Raw genomic sequence first — 18,313 nt, forward strand, 5'->3', positions numbered from 1 at the left:
GGCTTCAGACAGCTGAATTTTCGTTCCAGAGAGGCAACGATGCGAACTATTGGAGACTGGATTCGTCTGCACAGTCGACGCAATCCCGCACGTGAAGCGTTCGTCGGCGTTGACGGCAGGGTCACGTTCGGCGAAGCAGCGGAAAGGGCCTGGCGGCTGGCCAGGGGGCTGCGCGATTCCGGGGTGCAGGGAGGTACAGGCGTCGGCGTACTGGCCGGCAATTCGGTGTTCAATGCTGAAGCTTTCTTCGGCATCGCCGCATCGGGTGGCGTGTACATCGCCTACAACTGGCGGTGGGCTCCCGCGGAACTCGCTGCCGGCATTCTGGAGACCGAAGCAAAGGTCATCCTGGTTGAAGAGACGCACCTTCCACTGCTTGAACAGGCCTTGGAAATCATCACCGAAAGCTCCGGCCGGGCACCGCTGGTGATCCGCCAAGGCAGCGAGATCGACTCGCTCCGCCGCGGAACAGGCCCGGTGGACGACGTAACAACTCCAGAATCCCCCCTGTGCATCATCTATACCGGAGGAAGCACGGGAACGCCGAAGGGCGTCGTCCTGTCCCACAAATCGGCCCTGGCCAACGCCATCAACGAGATGTATGACTGTGGAGTGGGAAGCCGGGAGAACGAACGCGGCCTCATCGTCACACCACTCTTCCATTCAGCGGCGCTGCTGTGCTGGCTCGTGCCGCACTTCATCGCCGGAGCGACCAGCGTCATCGCGGAGAAATTCAGCGACGAATCCGTGGTGGACCTTGTCGGGCGCGAAGCCATCACCAATACCTTCATGATCCCGAACATGATGCGCCGCCTGATGGACGGCGGTGTCCTGAGCGACCCGGCCATCCGCAAGAACCTCAAAAGCGTCCACACCGGAGCCGGGCTCCTCAGGATGCCGGACAAAGAACTCTTCACGGACATGCTGCCCGGCGCCGACCTCTTCTTCCGCTACGGCCTGACCGAGGCAGGTCCAATGGTTACCCGACTCAAACCTGTCGACATGCTGGACCCCGCAGTCGACGGATCCATCGGCACTGAATACCTGCTCGTGGAGGCTCAACTTCAAAACCCGGAAGGCCTGGAAGTCCAGCCCGGTGAACTCGGGGAAATCTGCGTCAGAGGTCCTGGGCTGATGACGGGCTACTACGGACGACACGAGGCAACAGCCGAAGCAATGCGCGGAGGCTGGTTGCACACCGGTGACTTGGCCACACGCGACGACCGCGGCTACTTCTACTTCCGTGACCGGCTGAAGGAAATGATCAAAACCGGAGGTGAGAACGTGTACTCCGCCGAAATCGAACAGGTACTTCACCTGCATCCCTCGGTCCTGGAAGCAGTAGTGGTTGGTGTCCCGGACCCCAAATGGGACGAAGAAGTCCGCGCCGTCGTGGTTCTGCGGAACGGTGTCCAAGCCGACGCCGCCGAGCTTTCGATATTTCTCCGTAAGCACCTCGCCGGCTACAAGATCCCCAAGCAGATGGTGTTCATGCGCCCCGAAGAACTACCCCGCTCAGCGGCAGGGAAACTAGTCAAAACCCAACTCAAAATGAATCTGGGGTGGAACGCATGAAGCTTGCGACAATCCGCACCAATAGCGGCACCCGCGCAGCGGTGGTTGACCGAGGCAAACTCCTGCCGCTCGTTTTCAAGGACGTCGGGGCTTGGCTCCAGGCTGGCTCTCCGGAATGGTCCGGCCACGTCGACGGCGCCCCGGTAAACCCTGAGGAAGCAGACTTCGCTCCTGTTGTTCCCACCCCCGGCAAGATCATCTGCGTCGGGCTGAACTACCGGGACCACATCCTGGAGATGGGGCGGGAACTTCCCGAGTATCCGACTCTCTTCGCCAAGTTCGCAGACTCCCTGATCGGCGCCCGCGACGACATCGTCCTGCCACCGGATTCCATCAGCGTTGACTGGGAAGGCGAACTCGCAGTCATCATCGGCACCACAGTCAGCCGCGCTGACGAGGCGATCGCCCGTAAGGCCATCGCCGGCTTTGCCGTCGCCAATGACGTTTCAGCGCGTGACTTCCAGCGACGTACTCCGGAGTGGCTGCAGGGGAAAACCTTTGACCAGACGACACCGTTGGGTCCGTACCTTGTCACTGTCGACGAAACAGGCCCCGAGCCCGACCTGGACATCAGCTGCGCCGTGGACGGCAACACCAAGCAGCACTCGCGAACCTCAGAACTTGTTTTCGGTCCCGTGGCACTCATCCGGTACATCTCCGCCATCACGAGCCTCCACCCCGGTGATGTCATTCTCACCGGGACCCCGGGGGGAGTGGGGGACGGAAGGAATCCCAAGGAATTCCTCGAGCCGGGATCAGTGCTCGAAACGAGCATTAACACCCTCGGCGCCACCGCGAACCGCTGCGTCATCCGCTAACCCCGCCTTCTTACCCCCGACAAGGAACCACCATGTTTAGTAAAATCTTGATCGCCAATCGTGGCGAAATCGCCGTCCGCGTCGTCCGTAGCTGCCGGTCCATGGGTATCAAATCCGTCGCCGTTCACTCAGAAGCTGATTCGGCGTCCTTCCATGTGAGGGAAGCGGACCAGGCCGTGAACCTGGGAGCTGGAGCTGCGAGCGAGAATTACCTGAACATCGAACGCATCATTGCCGCTGCCTTGGAAACCGGGGCCGAGGCCATCCATCCCGGCTATGGTTTCCTCTCGGAGAACGCCGCATTCGCTAAAGCCGTCGTAGACGCAGGCCTGGCTTTCATCGGCCCCAGCCCTGAAGCCATTTCGACCATGGGTGAGAAAGTTGCCGCCAGGGCCGTTGCCATCGCCGCCGAAGTACCGCTGGCCCCTGGTTCCAAGAACGCCATTACCGGAGCAGCGGATGTCATCTCCTTCGGTGCCGAGCACGGATACCCGATCCTGGTCAAGGCCTCGGCCGGCGGCGGTGGCCGTGGAATGAGGCTTGTCGAGTCCGAAGAACACGCTGAAGAAGCCGTCGCAGCGGCAGTTCGCGAAGCCACTGCGGCCTTCGGCAACGGCGAGGTCTATCTGGAGCGGTACCTCACCAGTGCACGGCACGTGGAGGTGCAGGTCTTCGCGGACAAACTGGGCAACACCACATATGTCGGCGACAGGGATTGCTCGGTGCAGCGCCGTCACCAGAAACTGATCGAAGAATCACCGGCCCCCGGGCTATCGGCAGAACTGCGTGCCGCCATGGGCGCTGCCGCGGTGCGGCTGGCCGAGCACGTCGGCTACGCGGGCGCAGGCACCGTGGAATTCCTCGTCGAAGGGGAGAACTTCTACTTCCTCGAAATGAACACCCGCATTCAGGTCGAACACCCCGTCACGGAAATGGTCCACGGCGTGGACCTCATCGCCGAACAGATCCGCGTTGCCGCTGGCGAGGAACTCAGCATCCGGGACCACCTCACCCCCCAGGGTGCAGCCATTGAAGCACGCATCAACGCCGAGGACGTGGCCGGCGGCCGCTTTCTCCCAGCGCCCGGACTGATCGAGGAACTCACAGCCCCCGAAGGTGAAGGCCTGCGTTTCGATACCGGATACCAGAGCGGAGATGAGGTCCTTCCTTACTACGACAGCCTCATCGGTAAACTCATCGCCTACGGTCCGGATCGTCAAACGGCACTGGCTCGACTTGAAAAAGGACTCGAAAAACTCTCGGTTCGCGGTGTTTCCACCACGGTCCCGGCATCCCTGAAGGTGGTGCGCCATGAAGACTTCAAGGCAGCGCGCTTCACCACGCGGTGGCTCGAAGAGACGGTCGATTTCTCCGAGGAACCCGAAGACGAGCCCTTGGCACGCAACGAGGTTGAAGTCGGCGGACGCTTCTACATCATCCCGCAATTCTCTGACCGTCCCGGCGTATACAGCACCGGACCTGTCGCGACGGCGCCCCCGGAGGAAGCCGCCGCCGCTGGTCAGCGCACCAGGAGCACCCGGACCCGCAGCAAAGGCAAGGCCTCTGACGGCAGCGTCAAAGCACCCATGCAAGGAACCATCATCAAGGTCAACGTCGAGGAAGGCCAGGCCGTGACAACCGGGGACGTTCTGTTTGTCCTGGAAGCCATGAAAATGGAGAACCCTATCCAAGCTCCCGCCGCCGGCATCGTAGGACCGATCCACGCCGTCGTTGGTGACTCGATGGCCGCGGGCACACTGCTGACCCAGCTCGTTCTGGAAGGTGCCAACTGATGAAGCCATACCGCTCCGTTCTCTTCGTCCCGGGCCACAAACGAAGCTGGATCGACAAAGCACTGGCCTCCGAGGCCGACGCGATCATCATCGACCTCGAGGACTCAGTTCCCGAAGCCGACAAGACACAAGCCCGGGCCAACGCCCTCGATGCCCTCAGCACCCACACCGGCGACAAGGGCATCCTTATCCGCCCCAACGCCCTGGACACTGTCCATTTCGGGGTAGACGTTGCCGACACCACGCACGGAAACCTGACGGGATACCTACTTCCGAAGCTCTTCTCACGCGATGACGTCGTGCGTTTCGACGCCCTCGTCACCGCTGCCGAAATCGCCCGTGGCGTGGCCAGAGGATCCGTTGAGCTGATTCCGTCCCTGGAAACTGCTGCTTCCATCAGCAAAGTTGACGAAATCCTTGCCGGTCCCAGGGTGGGCGGTGTCATGGCAGCAGCTGCCAAAGACGCAGACGTCTCCCGGGAAGTCGGCTTCAGCTGGACCGCCGAAGGAACCGAAACGCTCTACCTTCGCAGCAAAGTGGTCCTCGCCGCCCGCGCGGCGGGTCTGCGCAGCATCGTTCTGGGGCTCTGGCAGGAAGTCAACAACCTTGATGGACTTCGACATTTCGCTGAGGCAAACAACCGTCTGGGCTACACCGGCCAAGTGCTGATTCACCCGACCCATGCCCCCGTAGCCAACGAATCCTACGGCCTGACACCGAGCATGCGCGGCTACTACGAAGGCCTCGTTGAAGCGTTCGAAGAAGGCCAGCGACAGGGACACGGGGCGGTCTCCTACCGCGGAGATCACATCGACCTCGCCCACGCCAACCACGCCCGCCAGGCACTCGCCTTCGCCGGCAACAACTAAGCACCTCACCACAACAGGAGATACCACCATGGCCGGAATGTACTACGAAGACTTCCAGGTAGGCGAAATAATCCGCCACGAAGTCACCCGCACCGTCACGGAGACGGACAACCTGCTGATCACGGCGCTGACCATGAACGTCCAGCCGCTGCACCTCGATGCGGAGTTCTCGGCTCAAAGCATGTACGGCAAACAAATTGTCAACAGCATCTTCACCCTGGGCCTTGTCACCGGCATTCCCGTTCAGGACACGACGCTAGGAACGACGCTGGGTAATCTTGGTTTCCGGGACATCGAGTTCCCCAAGCCGGTCTTTTTCGGTGACACGCTCCGCGTGGAAACTGAAGCACTGGACAAGCGCGTCTCCAACTCAAGGCCGGAAACCGGGATTGTTGGAATCGAACACCGAGGCTACAACCAGCGCGGGGAAGTGGTGTGCGTAGTAAGGCGCACTGCCCTGATGAAACGACGTGAAACCGCTCAAACCGAGGCTACCGCGAACGCTTAAGGATCGCGGTCCACAGGTTGTGCAGGCCGGCCGGCAGGGAAGTGGCCGGCCTGCACCGTCCACACCGATCCAAGGACGAAGCATGCCTTTCTTGAATAGGATCAACAAATGGGCCGAGCTCCGTCCTGATGAAACCGCCGTTGCCGTTGATGGCCGGGGATGCACGTGGGCGGAGCTGCGAGGGGCTGCCGAAGAACTGCTCCCATTCACACCCGAAACCTAAATTCTGGACGAACCAAACTCAGTTGAATTCGCTGCCTTCTATTGTGCACGGATCGCCGGTGGACGCCAGGTTGCCGTCCTTGACCCGTCATGGCCACCGCAATTGCGCCAGGAGATCGTGCGCAAGCTTCCCGCGTCCAAGAGGGCGAACGAAACCACATTGGAAGACGGCGACCCGGAGTCCACCTTCCTCGTAGGTTTTACGGCCGGCACTACTGCCATACCAAAAGCATTTACCCGTTCTCGCAGCTCGTGGCAGGCCTCATTTGAGGCCTCTATTGAATTCTTTGACCTCCGGCCGGAGGACAAGACCCTTGCTCCCGGACCTCTTTCAGCCAGTCTGAATCTTTATGCCCTGTCCGAATGCCTCTACGCCGGGACTGAGTTTCACACGCTCGGAAAGTTTGATGTCGGAGAGGCCCACGAAGTCATCGCCCATCACGGCATAACCCGCCTCGTACTGGCGCCCACCACGCTCCGTCTACTGAGCGTGCGGGGTCTCATGGCGTCCGTGGACGGCTCGGCGATCAACACCGTCATCTGTGCCGGTTCCAAGCTCGACGCCCGTACGCTGGAAGCCGCGCGGCGTTGGACTCCGAACGCCACAATCTTTGAATACTACGGCGCCGCGGAACTAAGTTTCGTCTCTGGACGTGGTTTCCCGGCCGGGCGAGGAATCGACCCCGCTGGTACCGCGATCGGCCTGACGTTTCCGGGCGTCCAGGTCTGGATACTCGACGACGAGGGACAGCATCTGCCGGACGGAACGCCTGGAAACATCAGCATCCTAAGTCCCTCGGTCTGCCAAGGCTACCTTTGGGCGCCGATCGAAACGCCTTCCGCACGCTGGGGGAGCACTACATCGTGGGAGACGTAGGCTACCTTCAGGGCGGCAACCTTCACATCCTCGGCCGGACCTCGGACATAATCATCACAGCCGGAAACAACGTGTACCCCCACCAGGTTGAACTCGCCCCCTCATCTGTCCCTGGCGTCGAAAATGCCGTGGCAGTGGGAATGCCCGATGACCTGTTTGGCTCCCGCGTTGTTGCGGGGATCGTTCCCTCGTATGGAGGACTGTCCGCGACCGCTCTTGGTTCAGCGCTCGAAGACGTACTCACCGCCTCCGCCAGCCCCGCAAAGTACTACGTTCTGGGCGAGCTGCCGCTGACCGATCGCGGAAAGATCAGCCGTCCGATCCTCGCGGACTGGATCAAAAATAATGACCCGAGGGTCCGCCCGCTGACCTAGCGGGCGCCAGCCGATGCTACCTGTCGACCCTTGCGTCCGCGTCGGGCACGTTCAGTTCCCGAAGGGCGAGCTTCGTGTAGACGGACACGATCTCGTCCAGAGACATGCGTCCGCCAGGCTTGAACCAGGACGCAATGTGCGTGGCCTGGGCAACGAAGCTGTACACATGGATTCGGGGATCGATGACTTCGGCTAGCCCGGCACGTCCAGCCTCTTCGATGAGCTCTTGGAGGAACAGTTCATATTCGTGGCGCTTGGCAATCACGACCTCGCGTGCGTCATCGGAGAGGGAACGCAACTCGGCGTTGCCGATAAAGACTTCCTGGGCGCGCTCGGCATGGAACCTAAGATGGGCGGCAAGCGCCGCTTGGAGTTTGTCCACGGCATCGCCGTCGATCTCTACGGCCTTGCGCGCACTGGCCAGGAGGTCATCGATGATCCCGCCCATGATCTGCAGCAGGAGGTGTTCCTTGCTGTCGATGTGGTTGTACAGGCTCCCGACCATCAGCCCGACAGCCGAAGCCACCTGCCGAAGACTTGTAGCGTCGTAGCCCCGCTCAAAAAACAGCTTTGCCGCTTCCTCGCGGATAGCCTGCGCAGTCCCACGTTCCGCCGTCGCAACCATTTAACCCACCAATCCTCGTCGTCTTTTTCCAGCCTAACGCACGGACACTTGTTTGCCTGTGGCTTTAGGTCTGGGAAGAAGCTTCACCGTTGAGTGGGTATCGACGCGGGGGAGGGCGTGACGTGCGCGGTTCTTTGCCTGATGTATTCCATTGCATTCGCCTCTCAGTATGAGCGCGGAAGTCCGAGGTGCTGTTCACCGATGTAGTTACGGATCATGTCGTCTGTGAGGGGAGCAAAAGTGTAAAGTCTGGCGTCCCGGAAGTAGCGCTGCATGGGTAATTGCCGGAGGAACCCCCATCCGCCCATGGCGCGCATTCCGACGTCGGTTACGGTGGTGGCAGCATCGGCTGCTGCGAGCTTCGCCATGGCTGAGAGGGTCTCGTCTGCACCGGCGTGTTCATCCGACGTCAGGGCTGCCCTCTCGAGCAAAAGCCTTGCACTTTCCACTTTGACGCTGCTATCCACTAGCTTGTGTTGCAAGGACTGAAAAGCCCCGATGGGCCGGCCGAATGCGTGCCGCTCCTTGACGTAATCCACGGCGTAATCCAGCGCACCCCGGGCAATACCTAGAGCGACGGCTGCGCCGTTGAGCCTCTCGCCGTTGAGTGTCCCCAGAACGTGCCTGAAGCCCTTGTCCACCTGACCCAGCACCAGTGCAGCCGGGACCCGAACATCGGAAAATTCGATGTCGCATTGTTCCAACGCTCGGATACCCATGGTGTCGATCGGAGTAGTCATTATGCCGGGTGTGTCGCGGGGGACGATGAACATGGTGATTCCGTCGATGGAAGAGCGCCGAATGTCGCTGGTGCGTGCCAGGACGATCAGGTAGTCAGCGTCGGAAGCTCCGCCAATCCACTTCTTGGCTCCGCTGATCAGGAAGGACCCGTCAGTCTGCTCGACCGCTCGGGTGGTCATGGCGCGAGCAACGTCGGTCCCGCCAGCTGGCTCACTCAAGGCGAACGACATCTTCGCATCGCCTGCAAACAGCGGAGCGAGGAAACGGTCCTGCTGCGCCCTTGTGCCGAACGTATGGAGAAGTTCAACACCCATATACTGGACCACGAAACTGACGCCCATGGACGTGGCGCGTGCGCCGAGTTCCTCCAGCACCATCGTCTGGCTGCGGTGTTTGGCTTTAGGTCCGCCAATGGCTGCCTCTAACTGGATGAAACCAGCATTCGCCAGGACCCGCCAAAGTTCGACGTCGTAGATCTCACCTTCGTCATGGGCAATGAGCCGTTCTTCAGTGACCTGCTGTTCCAGCAGCCCGATCAGCTTCTGCCTCAGATCATCAAGAGATCCGGGAAGTGCCGGCGAGTCAAGGGGGGAATCGCTATGTGTGGTGATGCTCATGGGAAAGCTCCTTTGCTTTGTGCCCGGGGCGTCGTGGAGGCTTAGCGGCGCTTGATCAGGAAGCTGCTGGAGAAGGTCATCACGGTAGTGCCATCCTGCTTCACCACGGTGTAATCAATGGTCCACAGCCCTGCGGCGGGGTTACTGGTTTCCCTGGACTGGCTCACTGTGGCTTCAACATGAATCGTGTCGCCGATGAATACCGGTTTGACCGCCCGAACTGAGTCCAAGCCCAGCCATGCGATGACATTGGTGAAATACCCCGTCTGGGTCATCAAGCCCAGACCAACAGAGAGGGTGAGCGGTCCGTGGCCGATCCGCTGGCCGAACGGGGTCTGCGCGGCATACTCCTCGTCCAAGTGAAGGGAAACCCAGTCGCCGGTGAGTCCTGCCCACTGCACCAGATGCGCATCGGTGACGGTAATGCCGGGGCTTTGCAGTCGGTCGCCTGCCTCAAGGGCGTCCCAGAAATGGTCCGGGCGTCCCTTAACCAGCTTTTCCTGAACTTGCTCGCTCATGTGTTCTCCTTCGTGGACAGTGGCGGGATCGTATCGGACCCATACTGCAGTGGAATACCTCTCCCAGCATAGACTAACGGGCGTTTGTACGTAAGTGGAAGCAAATTCACCCCTCCCCTTGCGTGCGACCCACATCACATCATAGACTCCGTACGAACGCTTGTTCTTTAAATGTTCCCAATGTCGTGTACCGAAGAGGAGTCGAGCGCTGTCGGGGTCCGTAGTGATTGCCGCACCGCGACCGTCACAGGTGACCACGTTCTCCCATACTCTTCTATTACCAAGGAATGAGTTCCAATGTCGGAATTAACTAACCCCGTTCAAGCATCGCCGCCGCATGTGCCCGAAGCGCCCACATTCGATCCCCGGACGTCGCGCCGGGCTGTTGCGAGCGGTACGTTCGGCACCGCCCTGGAGTGGTTCGACTTTGCCGTGTACGGCACCCTTTCCGCCACCCTGTTTCCCCAGCTCTTCTTCCCTAGCTTCGACACGAACACAGCAATTCTTGCTTCGTTCGCAACCTTTGGGGCAGGCATGGTTGCGCGCCCGATGGGTGGAATCTTCTTTGGGGCGCTTGGCGACAAGATTGGCCGCCGAAATGTCCTGATGTTCACCCTTATGCTCATGGGTGTGTCCTCGGTACTGATCGGACTGCTCCCTGGCTACGCCACGGCGGGCCTTCTTGCTCCCACCCTCTTGGTCCTGCTGCGCTTTCTGCAGGGCTTCGCGCTGGGCGGCGAGGCTTCCGGGGTTCAGGTGCTCGTGGTAGAGCATGCACCGACGGCGCATCGAGGCCTATACGGCGGAATTTTGGCGACTGGTTCGCCCCTTGCTCAGACCTTCGCTTCGATCACGTTGACCGGACTGGCGATGTTTCTCTCAAAGGAGGACTTTGCCTCTTGGGGTTGGCGGGTCCCCTTCCTGATGGGTGTGCTGCTGCTCGTTGTAGGCGTGTTCATTCGCCGGAGGGTGGAAGAAACACCGGCCTTCAAGGAAAGCCAGAAGAAGGCAGCCGCTTCAGCGATTCCTCAGGAACGCGCACTGGCCGTGATCGTCAAGAAGCCGGGCACTGTCATCAAACTGGTGCTGTCCTGGGCAGCGTCCGCGGGATTGTTCTGGATCAGCGTTACGTACGCCGTGAACTACCTGACGAAAGAACTCGGCTATGACAACTCGATCACTTTCGGTCTCCTGCTCATGGCAAACCTCATCTCCATTCCGGCGGCGGTTCTTGGTGGCCGGCTCAGCGACCGTATCGGCCGGAAGAAGACCATGCTGCTGGGGCTGACCATGCAGGGTCTCGCGGCCGCCACGATGTTCCCCATCATGAATTCCATGAACTACCCGGCCAGTGTCGCGATCATCACACTGGCACTGTGCGGCATCCAAGTTACGGCAGGCACCCAGGCGGCGTTCTTCTCGGAGGCTCTCCCGACGTCCATGCGTTACACGGGATCGGCACTAGGCATGACTCTGGCCGGACTAATCTTCGGAGCTCCGATCCCGTTCATCGCAGCATGGATTTTCCAGAACACCAGCAACGGAATCCTGGCCCTGACTTGCATCGGCGTCGGGCTGGTGATTATCTCCATAATTGCCGTACTGAGCCTGCCCGAGCGCTATAAGCAGTCGCTCCACAGCGAACACTGACACCGACGGAACCCTGGAGTCGTCGACTTTCGTTTTCAGCAAAAGGAACATTGAAGGGCCGCTCCTGGAGGGGCGGCCCTTCAATATGTCGTGGTTGATGTAGGTCAGTGGATTTATCCGCCAAGGTCCGAGCGTCGGCATGACATCCAACCTGGATCGGCAGCCAGGAAGTAGTCCTGACGATGCAGAGGCGAAGAGTCGCCAGTTAGGAGCTCGATCCTGGTCCGGACCAGACGCATTATTGAGATGCGCCACCGCCCCTCAACGCGCCGATACTCTTCCTCATAGTGGCCATATCCCCGTATGCCGTATAGCCCCGGAACCTTCGCTCCACGGTACTCCCGACTATCCCTCGGCCAGACCAGATAGTCGTGCATCGACCACACTGCGCGCATGGAATCATCACCCATAGAGGCGATCTGGGGCATGAAGCCCTGGTGCGCCGAATCGACACCGTCCAGGAAGCGGGAGACGCCGTCAACGAAGGCATCGGCATCACCGGCGTCGAAGGGAAACCCTGCGAATTGCGCCTCGTTATGGAACACCCCCCGAAGTTCAGTCCAGCGTTTGGCGTCAAGGTGTCGAAAATAGTTGATTTTGAGGTTCCGGACCTCGTCAAAGTCCGCGTTGCACATCAGATGATGACCAATTCATGGGCTAGGTAGCCGTGCACGCCATTCACCACGCCAGTCAAGGACTTAATGCTCTTGTAGACCTGGCTTGCCGCCGTAGCCGCCGACGTCTCGTCAGCGAAGGCGAAAGCCATCGCCACTTGCGGGATTAGGGGTTCGGCACGTAAGGCGTTGCGTGTAAGCAGCTGGCAACCGGGAGCCAGGAAGTTCACGCTCGCGTCAATCGCGCCGAACCACTCATCGGCCATGCGGTCAGCCCAGGCCGTCACCGCGTCCTGGTCCGCAGATTCCTCATTCTGCCAGCGGGCGAGTAGCCACAGTTTGTGGGGAGACGGGCCATGCGGCTCGCTGGCGGAAACGGCCCCTCCCGTCAACCCGCTCAAGAAGTTCGTTTCATCAGCAGCCAGTCGTTCGGCAACGTCCGAATCGTAACCGGCGCGAACCACACCCTCGTCCTCAAACCAGAGTTCCACAATGCCGTCGACAGCATAGGAATTGCCCTCGGAAGCCAAGGCAAACGACTGGTGCACATGATTTTGCCGGTAAGCGACCACACCGGGAAGGGCACGTGCAATCTCAGCGTGAGCGGTGGACCAATGGGCGCGGAAAGCCTCGCGCGGCATCCCGTCACGTTTTTCTAGATACGTAATGCGTTTCGGCATCATTAAGCTCCTTCGGTTGGTGGTATGCATCAAATCTTCCCTGGCACGAAGCTCTGGTCAAACGATCGTTTGTTCGTCGAGTTTCCGGCTCGTCCCGGGATCGGTTACAACGATTCCATTTGTCCACACTTAAGTCTTTTCTTATTGCGATTGTTAGTCAGCCATTGGCTCCTGTCTTCTTCGGCAAACGTCTGCTCATCGCTTGTAAGGCCCGAGCGACACGACGCTCGGTCGCAGGCGCACCATTTGAGAGGGCGGGCTGCAACCTAAGAGTTCGGCTACTACGGCCGACCGGGTGCTCTGGGGGAGGTCTCGTCAGCATCGTCGACGCGTAACTCCCGGCACAAATTGCGGTCACTGCCAAGGTCGCCGAGCGCTGGGAGTTCACAACCTCGTCGGGCCGCGCAAGTTGAAGCCGAGCAGTTCGCGACAAGAGCTCATCTGTCAGCACCTGGGCAGGGTGGCTCGCTCGACAGATTCTCGATGCGGTCTTGCGTATTGTGTAACCGCTCTTCAGCGATCAGGCGATGCCCAAAGCAAGTCTGGGTTGCGGCTTTGCCTCGGTCTTGATCTTCCGCCGGATCGACGTGCGATGCTTCTCCATGCCGTCCAAGGAGCCCTAAAGCGTCGGCGGTTTCGGCCGTGGCCGCTCCGTTCCCACCCAAGTAGATGGAGGCTGCAGCCAGCTCGCGGGGCGTGATCATTCGGGAGGAGCCGGGGGATGGATACTGGAGGCAAGTTCGTTCGGAAGGAACTTCTGCCCGTCGGGTTTGGCGGGCAGTGCAGGATGTTAAGGCTGGCGGTCTGCTCTGCGCTTCGTTGCCGTATGGAACGATTTTTAAGACGTAGGCGAGGAATCGTCCTTAGAAGATGACGCCCGTCCACGTCGTCATCGACACGACCGCAGAGACGTGGGCTTCGACCGGTCCGGCGTCGGCATCCGACCATCCCCTACTTGACGGTGGACGCTGCGGTGAAAGCACGAGGACGTTTAGCACCGGCCAGGAGCAGGAGTCCGAGCCTCCACGGCGCAGCACCGAAGCCCGCGACGCAGACGGCCTTCGCGGTGAACATCAAGATACCCGTTACGACGGCGATGGCTAGGCCGACGTGGGACACGGGCAAGAGATAGCGCGCAGCCCTGGTGGCGGCGGCAGGGACCGCGCGAAGCCGAGCAGGCAGAGGTCAAACGCGAACGCCGGACCGACGAGCACAGCGATTCCGAGGATGTGGAGGCTCTCAAGCGTCGCATAGGTGAAGGGGGTGGAACGCACAGCGCCCCCGAGCGCCGAATCCTGCAGCCAACGCAGGATCGGTTCAAGCCATTCAGGCATCCGGGCTCCGGTCATCCTGGCGAGTACGGCACCGAACACCACCCAGACGAACCAAGACTCTCTGAGCCACTGTCGGCACCCTCGGCGGTAGGGGCCATCCCTGTGGGATCTTCGACCGTGAACGGCACCCCGACAGGTCCCTCGTGCTTCCACGGCGCCTGGCAGCGGCGCCCTGACCGGAAGCGTGTTGCCGATCATTGGTTGACAGGTGCATTGCCGTACGGCACGCCGGTTCGTATTTACCATGCTCCTCCTACGACGCCCTTGCTTAGTCACAGGTCCCGGTAGCGGATCGCCTTGTCGAGTTTTTGCCGTAGCTGCCCGCCTGTGATCTGGTATCTAGGGCCTGGACCGGATACTGCCTCAGTGCCGAATTCTAGGCGCTCTCGCCCAAGTAAGGGTTGTACGCGGCGGTGTCGCGCTGGAAGTGCCACCCTTCAGAGAGCCGGCCAGCGTCTAGGGTGTCGGAGCCGATGGCGTCGAGGAACGCCGTCACGGTGTGCTTCGCTGCGTCGTCGTCGCCGGCGATGGCGAATACGGAGCGCTCGGGGTCACCGCTGGGCCGGGCGAGACATGTGAGGTGTTCGAAGTAGATCCTTGACGACGTTTGACTGCGCCAGGTGCGCCTGCAAGATTTCCGACGTGGTGGTGAATTCCTCATCCAGCTCGGCGATCTGCCCATCGAGCTCAGGGTAGTGATTGTTGGTGTCGATCACGGTTTTGCCATGTAGGGGTTCGATGGGGACTTCCTGGAAAGCCGCTAATGGAATGCTCACGATGACGAGATCGCCGCTTTCTACGGCTTCGGCGGGGGTTGACGCGCGTGCCTTGGGTCCGAGTTCGGCAACGAGGTTGGCAAGGGTTTTGGTCCTCGCCTGTTGCTGAGCACTACATCGTAACCTGCTGCGATCGCGAGTCATGCAGCTGTGCTGCCGATGAGACCATTGCCGATGGTCCCTATGGTTGGTGTCATTGGTGTTGGTGTCTTTCAAAAAGGTGTGGCTGTTATGCCAGCAGAAGCCTGTGGGAAGGTCATTTATTCTGAGTCTCGGCTAAAGCCGGGGCCGTGCCTCCACCGGATCCCATGCAAGCCAATGCTTTTCGGCGCTGTAGGACTGATGAACTGCAACTGGAATGCTGAGTACGGTGTCCCAATCGATGAAGTATCCAGTGTCCTCGTTAAGGGCCGCGCCTTGGGCCGAAGCGAAGGCCCGCTCGGCAGCTTCTCTCGTTTCGAAGGAGTATTCCGAAAGTGCGTCGTAGTCTGGGAAGGAATCCGTAGCGTTCCAACCGCCGTGCAGGATTGGCTGTTGATAATACGCCAATAGTCCGGGCAGGGCGACGGCAAGTTGGAAGTGGACCTCAGAATAGTGACGGAGGTATTTCGATTCGGATACTCCAGCCTTGCGCCTGGTTAGGAAGACGATTTTAAACAAGCTCATCCACCTTTCTTTTTCTCTCTGGCAGGAAGGTTCCCCGCTGCGCGGGCGGGTCCCGGACATCAGCGGGACCACGGGAAGGTTGCGAAAAGATTCCTCAACGCTGTCAGGATGGCGCACCCTATGGGTGCTTTGCTCGCTGGAAAGCGTGAGGACAAACGGGAAATGAAGTCCATGGCCGGTGCATCTAGCCTATGGACAGGAGCGCTGCCGAAAATGAGGCATTGCCTGGCTACTTCTTCTCCAGTAAATTGCGTTGCGCCGACGTTTATTTGGGCAATGGCAATGCGTTGAGGATTTCCTGGACAGCTATGACCTGGCGGGGCACGTATTCGGCCACAGTTACTCCCACGAGTTCGGCTGTCGTTGTCAGATCAGTAACAGTTCGGATGAGCGCCTCCCGGCTTAGGCCGCCTGGCTCCATGCCCAGACCCAAAACAATGTCGTTGCTGTCCACGACGTCCAGATCAAGGTGGACAGCAACCTTGGAACAGCCGGTGCCTTCAAGCCATGTGAGTAGGGTTTCAGTACCCCTGTTGAGGTCCTCGGCGCTGAAGCTTTGGATGCCCCACTCGCGGGCGTTCGGCAAATCCCAATCCGTCCACGCGTGGACGCCAGCGAGGGCAACTCTAGAGGGGGCAATTGTCGCTGGTAGTGCGCCGACAATATCCCGGTCTCCCTTGCCGATCAGGTGTGACAAGGCCATGGCGTGATATCCATCGTAGGCATCGTCAGGAAGCGTGCAGTCGGCATGTGCATCCAACCACACGATCGCAAGGTCATCACCGTACCTAGCTGCCAAGTGAGCAAATGGGGCGACGCTAACGGAGCACTCTCCCCCCAGTGTCACAATTTTCGCCGGGGAGGCTTCCTGTATCAATCCAACGGCTTCGGTCAGCTGCGACAGGACCGCTTCCCGGGCAAAGATGCCTTGAGTTGACTCGAAGTCTTGAGTGTTTGATGAAACAGGAACCGTTAGGACAGGACCGTCCGTTGCCGGAAGAAGCGCACCCAGGATGCTGGAGCCTATGCTGTAACCGGTTTGGGCGGCTGCCAGCGGGAGTTCCGGGATCAATGCCGTGATATTTTCCGGGGTAGCCCCTTGCCACTGGGGCCACAAGAGTCGAAGTGTCGTTGGATTAGATTCAGATGCAGAGGGTCCTGCGATGGTCATGTATAACGATCCTTTTAGTAGTGCTCGTCAGCCGGTACGGACCGTGCCGGTGGGAGCCCATGAAGAGAACTAATCGACGCGGTGGAGGGTGAGACCGTGACCGAAGCGGAACAGAGGAGCGTCAGTGTCAAAGGGGACGTCGGCGCGGCTTGCTTCCACGGCTCGTGTTGATGACGGTAAATCGAACGGCAAACGCCCTCGGGCCGTTCGCCGGCCGAAGAGCACATCCAGTAGTGCTTCGTCGGATGCGCCGTAGTTTGCAACGACTGCTGCCGCCCGATGGACAATTTCCGGGATGATGGCTGGGCGGTCGAGATAGATGTCCACGATTGTGGGGACCCGGCTGCAAATTCCTAGAACTTCCGCGAGATCCTCGGGAGGGAATTCAAGGCTGCCTGCGTGGAAGAACTGTTCGAAGGCCCCCTGCCTGGGTTCGAAGGGTGCTTTGATCCTCACCACTGCGATGTCGGCTTGTTCCGGCGTTTCCGTGATGGTGCCATATTGGGCTGCCACGGCAGGATCGATGTTCGAGACGTAGATCTGTGGCTGCCCGGTGATTGGCAGGACAGTTGATTCTGAGCCGTTAGTCAGGACCGTCAGGGATTGGCATTGTGCGTCGTAGCCTGCCTCGAGGAACGCGGTCTTTGCAACCGTTGATGCGGCCAGATCAGGATCCACGAAGGGGTTATCAAACAGGCCGAGAATGAATTTCTCGCGGAGCACCCGTCTGGCTGAGATATCGATTCGCGTTTCGGAGAGGCGGCCGGAGTTGACGAGTTCAACGAGTAGCTCGGGGCAATGCTCCCCGCCGAACTGATCCACGCCTGCCGAGATGGCTTTTGCGAGCCGATGGGAGGGCGACAGGTGTTCCACTCCCCATGCCCGTGCTGCCTGCGGTTCGCCCCAGACGACGCTGTCGTGGATGAGGTTCCAGTCCGCGCAGACAATCCCTTCGAAGCCGTACTTCTCTCGGAGCAGTCCTGTAATGATTCCCTTGTTGAACCCGAATGCGACTTCCTCGTACTGCGTGCCAACCGGCATTCCGTAGTAGGGCATGACCTGAGAAGCTCCAGCCTCAAAGGCCGCCTCGAACGGTAGCAAGTGGTGGTCAAAATTCCCTCCCGGGTACACCTGTTCACGTCCATACGGAAAGTGAGGGTCCTCCCCGTCCTTCTGGGGGCCGCCGCCGGGGAAGTGCTTGACCATGGTCGCCACACCTTCGGCGCCCAATTGGTCGGTCTGAAAACCCTTGATGTAGGCCGTTAGGAGGCGCGATGTAAGTTCCGCGTCTTCTCCGAAGGTACCTCCGATTCGCGCCCATCTAGGTTCCGTAGCGAGATCAATCTGGGGATGAAGTGCAACGCGCAGACCGACGGCCAAGTATTCCTGTCTCGCGATGTCGGCGAACTCGCGCACTGTGTTTTCGTCGCCAATGGCAGCAAGTCCCAAGGACTCGGGCCACTGCGAGAAGGATCCGGCGGTGAAGCTGGCTCCGGGGTTGTCAGTGAAGGCATGGCGGGGATCTGTGGAGAGGGTGACGGGAATACCGAGTCGTGAGGACAGTGCGCATTCCTGGATTCTGTTGTGCCATTCAGCCATGGTCCTGGGGTCGCTGCCGTGGAGGACGTTGAAGTGATTGATCTGCTTGTTGAGCAGCATGTCCTCGGTTCCCGGCAGGGCGTAAGTAGTGCTTGGTCCGGACAGAGTACCGTTGTCGCCGATTTCAATCATTTGGTGGAAGAAGAGCCCGGCCTTTTCGAGGAGGGTCATTCTGGCAAGCAGGTCTTCGACCCGCTCGTCGGTGGAAAGGCTGGGATCCAGGTACGGGGATGTGCGGGTTGATGCGGATGGCACCGTTGTTCTCCTTGGCTTGTGGCGAGGTTCG

General features: G+C 60.0%; 19 protein-coding genes. 9 read left to right on the forward strand and 10 right to left on the reverse strand.

Annotation, left to right across the window (positions count from 1 at the left end):
- Nucleotides 1–39: 39 nt before the first annotated feature.
- The 8 genes from LDN85_RS09800 to LDN85_RS21990 all read left to right on the forward strand — a co-directional run bounded on the left by LDN85_RS09800 (nucleotide 40) and on the right by LDN85_RS21990 (nucleotide 7,036).
- Entirely contained in the window at nucleotides 40–1,575 is a 1,536-nt protein-coding gene (locus LDN85_RS09800; protein WP_223945260.1) for an AMP-binding protein, read from the forward strand.
- Nucleotides 1,572–2,393, forward strand: a complete 822-nt coding sequence (locus LDN85_RS09805; protein ID WP_223945261.1) for a fumarylacetoacetate hydrolase family protein — start codon at nucleotides 1,572–1,574, stop codon at nucleotides 2,391–2,393. The genes LDN85_RS09800 and LDN85_RS09805 overlap by 4 nt, the downstream gene beginning before the upstream one ends.
- Nucleotides 2,394–2,425: 32 nt before the next feature.
- Nucleotides 2,426–4,186 (forward strand): acetyl-CoA carboxylase biotin carboxylase subunit, encoded by a 1,761-nt coding sequence (locus tag LDN85_RS09810; protein WP_223945262.1) that lies wholly within the window; start codon nucleotides 2,426–2,428, stop codon nucleotides 4,184–4,186.
- On the forward strand, nucleotides 4,186–5,055 hold the full coding sequence (locus LDN85_RS09815; protein ID WP_223945263.1) for a CoA ester lyase: 870 nt from the start codon (nucleotides 4,186–4,188) through the stop codon (nucleotides 5,053–5,055). Before LDN85_RS09810 ends, LDN85_RS09815 begins: the two co-directional genes overlap by 1 nt.
- Before the next feature lie 28 nt (nucleotides 5,056–5,083).
- Complete coding sequence (locus LDN85_RS09820; protein ID WP_223945264.1) at nucleotides 5,084–5,563, forward strand: MaoC family dehydratase; 480 nt, start codon at nucleotides 5,084–5,086, stop codon at nucleotides 5,561–5,563.
- 82 nt (nucleotides 5,564–5,645) lie between these two features.
- Nucleotides 5,646–5,786 (forward strand): hypothetical protein, encoded by a 141-nt coding sequence (locus LDN85_RS21980; protein WP_346347062.1) that lies wholly within the window; start codon nucleotides 5,646–5,648, stop codon nucleotides 5,784–5,786.
- A 117-nt stretch (nucleotides 5,787–5,903) separates the two neighbouring features.
- Entirely contained in the window at nucleotides 5,904–6,662 is a 759-nt protein-coding gene (locus LDN85_RS21985) for an AMP-binding protein (RefSeq protein WP_346347063.1), read from the forward strand.
- Nucleotides 6,650–7,036: a class I adenylate-forming enzyme family protein gene (locus LDN85_RS21990; protein ID WP_346347064.1), complete on the forward strand. Its 387-nt coding sequence runs from the start codon at nucleotides 6,650–6,652 to the stop codon at nucleotides 7,034–7,036. The genes LDN85_RS21985 and LDN85_RS21990 overlap by 13 nt, the downstream gene beginning before the upstream one ends.
- 16 nt (nucleotides 7,037–7,052) lie before the next feature.
- Here LDN85_RS21990 and LDN85_RS09830 read toward each other — a convergent pair whose 3' ends face one another.
- The 3 genes from LDN85_RS09830 to LDN85_RS09840 all read right to left on the reverse strand — a co-directional run bounded on the left by LDN85_RS09830 (nucleotide 7,053) and on the right by LDN85_RS09840 (nucleotide 9,537).
- Nucleotides 7,053–7,661: a TetR/AcrR family transcriptional regulator gene (locus LDN85_RS09830; protein WP_223945265.1), complete on the reverse strand. Its 609-nt coding sequence runs from the start codon at nucleotides 7,659–7,661 to the stop codon at nucleotides 7,053–7,055.
- Nucleotides 7,662–7,825: 164 nt separating this feature from the next.
- A complete protein-coding gene (locus LDN85_RS09835; RefSeq protein WP_223945266.1) occupies nucleotides 7,826–9,019 on the reverse strand; it encodes an acyl-CoA dehydrogenase family protein in 1,194 nt (397 codons plus the stop codon).
- A gap of 41 nt (nucleotides 9,020–9,060) precedes the next feature.
- Entirely contained in the window at nucleotides 9,061–9,537 is a 477-nt protein-coding gene (locus tag LDN85_RS09840; RefSeq protein ID WP_223945267.1) for a MaoC/PaaZ C-terminal domain-containing protein, read from the reverse strand.
- Between the two features lie 297 nt (nucleotides 9,538–9,834).
- On the opposite strand from LDN85_RS09840, the gene LDN85_RS09845 reads away from it, so the two are divergent.
- Complete coding sequence (locus LDN85_RS09845; RefSeq protein WP_223945268.1) at nucleotides 9,835–11,187, forward strand: MFS transporter; 1,353 nt, start codon at nucleotides 9,835–9,837, stop codon at nucleotides 11,185–11,187.
- A gap of 113 nt (nucleotides 11,188–11,300) precedes the next feature.
- On the opposite strand, the gene LDN85_RS09850 is transcribed toward LDN85_RS09845, so the two are convergent.
- From LDN85_RS09850 to LDN85_RS09880, 7 genes are all read right to left on the reverse strand, one after another.
- On the reverse strand, nucleotides 11,301–11,822 hold the full coding sequence (locus LDN85_RS09850) for a nuclear transport factor 2 family protein (protein ID WP_223945269.1): 522 nt from the start codon (nucleotides 11,820–11,822) through the stop codon (nucleotides 11,301–11,303).
- Entirely contained in the window at nucleotides 11,822–12,484 is a 663-nt protein-coding gene (locus LDN85_RS09855) for an EthD family reductase (RefSeq protein WP_223945270.1), read from the reverse strand. The genes LDN85_RS09850 and LDN85_RS09855 overlap by 1 nt, the downstream gene beginning before the upstream one ends.
- A gap of 948 nt (nucleotides 12,485–13,432) precedes the next feature.
- Nucleotides 13,433–13,600: a hypothetical protein gene (locus tag LDN85_RS09860; RefSeq protein ID WP_223945271.1), complete on the reverse strand. Its 168-nt coding sequence runs from the start codon at nucleotides 13,598–13,600 to the stop codon at nucleotides 13,433–13,435.
- A 766-nt stretch (nucleotides 13,601–14,366) separates the two neighbouring features.
- Complete coding sequence (locus tag LDN85_RS09865; RefSeq protein ID WP_223945272.1) at nucleotides 14,367–14,735, reverse strand: NAD(P)-binding domain-containing protein; 369 nt, start codon at nucleotides 14,733–14,735, stop codon at nucleotides 14,367–14,369.
- A gap of 132 nt (nucleotides 14,736–14,867) precedes the next feature.
- Complete coding sequence (locus LDN85_RS09870) at nucleotides 14,868–15,257, reverse strand: EthD family reductase (RefSeq protein WP_223945273.1); 390 nt, start codon at nucleotides 15,255–15,257, stop codon at nucleotides 14,868–14,870.
- A 265-nt stretch (nucleotides 15,258–15,522) separates the two neighbouring features.
- Nucleotides 15,523–16,428, reverse strand: coding sequence for an arginase family protein (locus LDN85_RS09875; protein ID WP_223945274.1), 906 nt, complete (start codon nucleotides 16,426–16,428; stop codon nucleotides 15,523–15,525).
- 69 nt (nucleotides 16,429–16,497) lie between these two features.
- The gene (locus LDN85_RS09880; RefSeq protein ID WP_223945275.1) at nucleotides 16,498–18,282 is read right to left on the reverse strand and encodes a glycoside hydrolase family 3 N-terminal domain-containing protein; all 1,785 of its coding nucleotides are present in this window, start codon (nucleotides 18,280–18,282) and stop codon (nucleotides 16,498–16,500) included.
- Between the last annotated feature and the right edge of the window lie 31 nt (nucleotides 18,283–18,313).

Source organism: Arthrobacter sp. StoSoilB20 (assembly GCF_019977295.1).
GTDB lineage: Bacteria > Actinomycetota > Actinomycetes > Actinomycetales > Micrococcaceae > Arthrobacter > Arthrobacter nicotinovorans_A.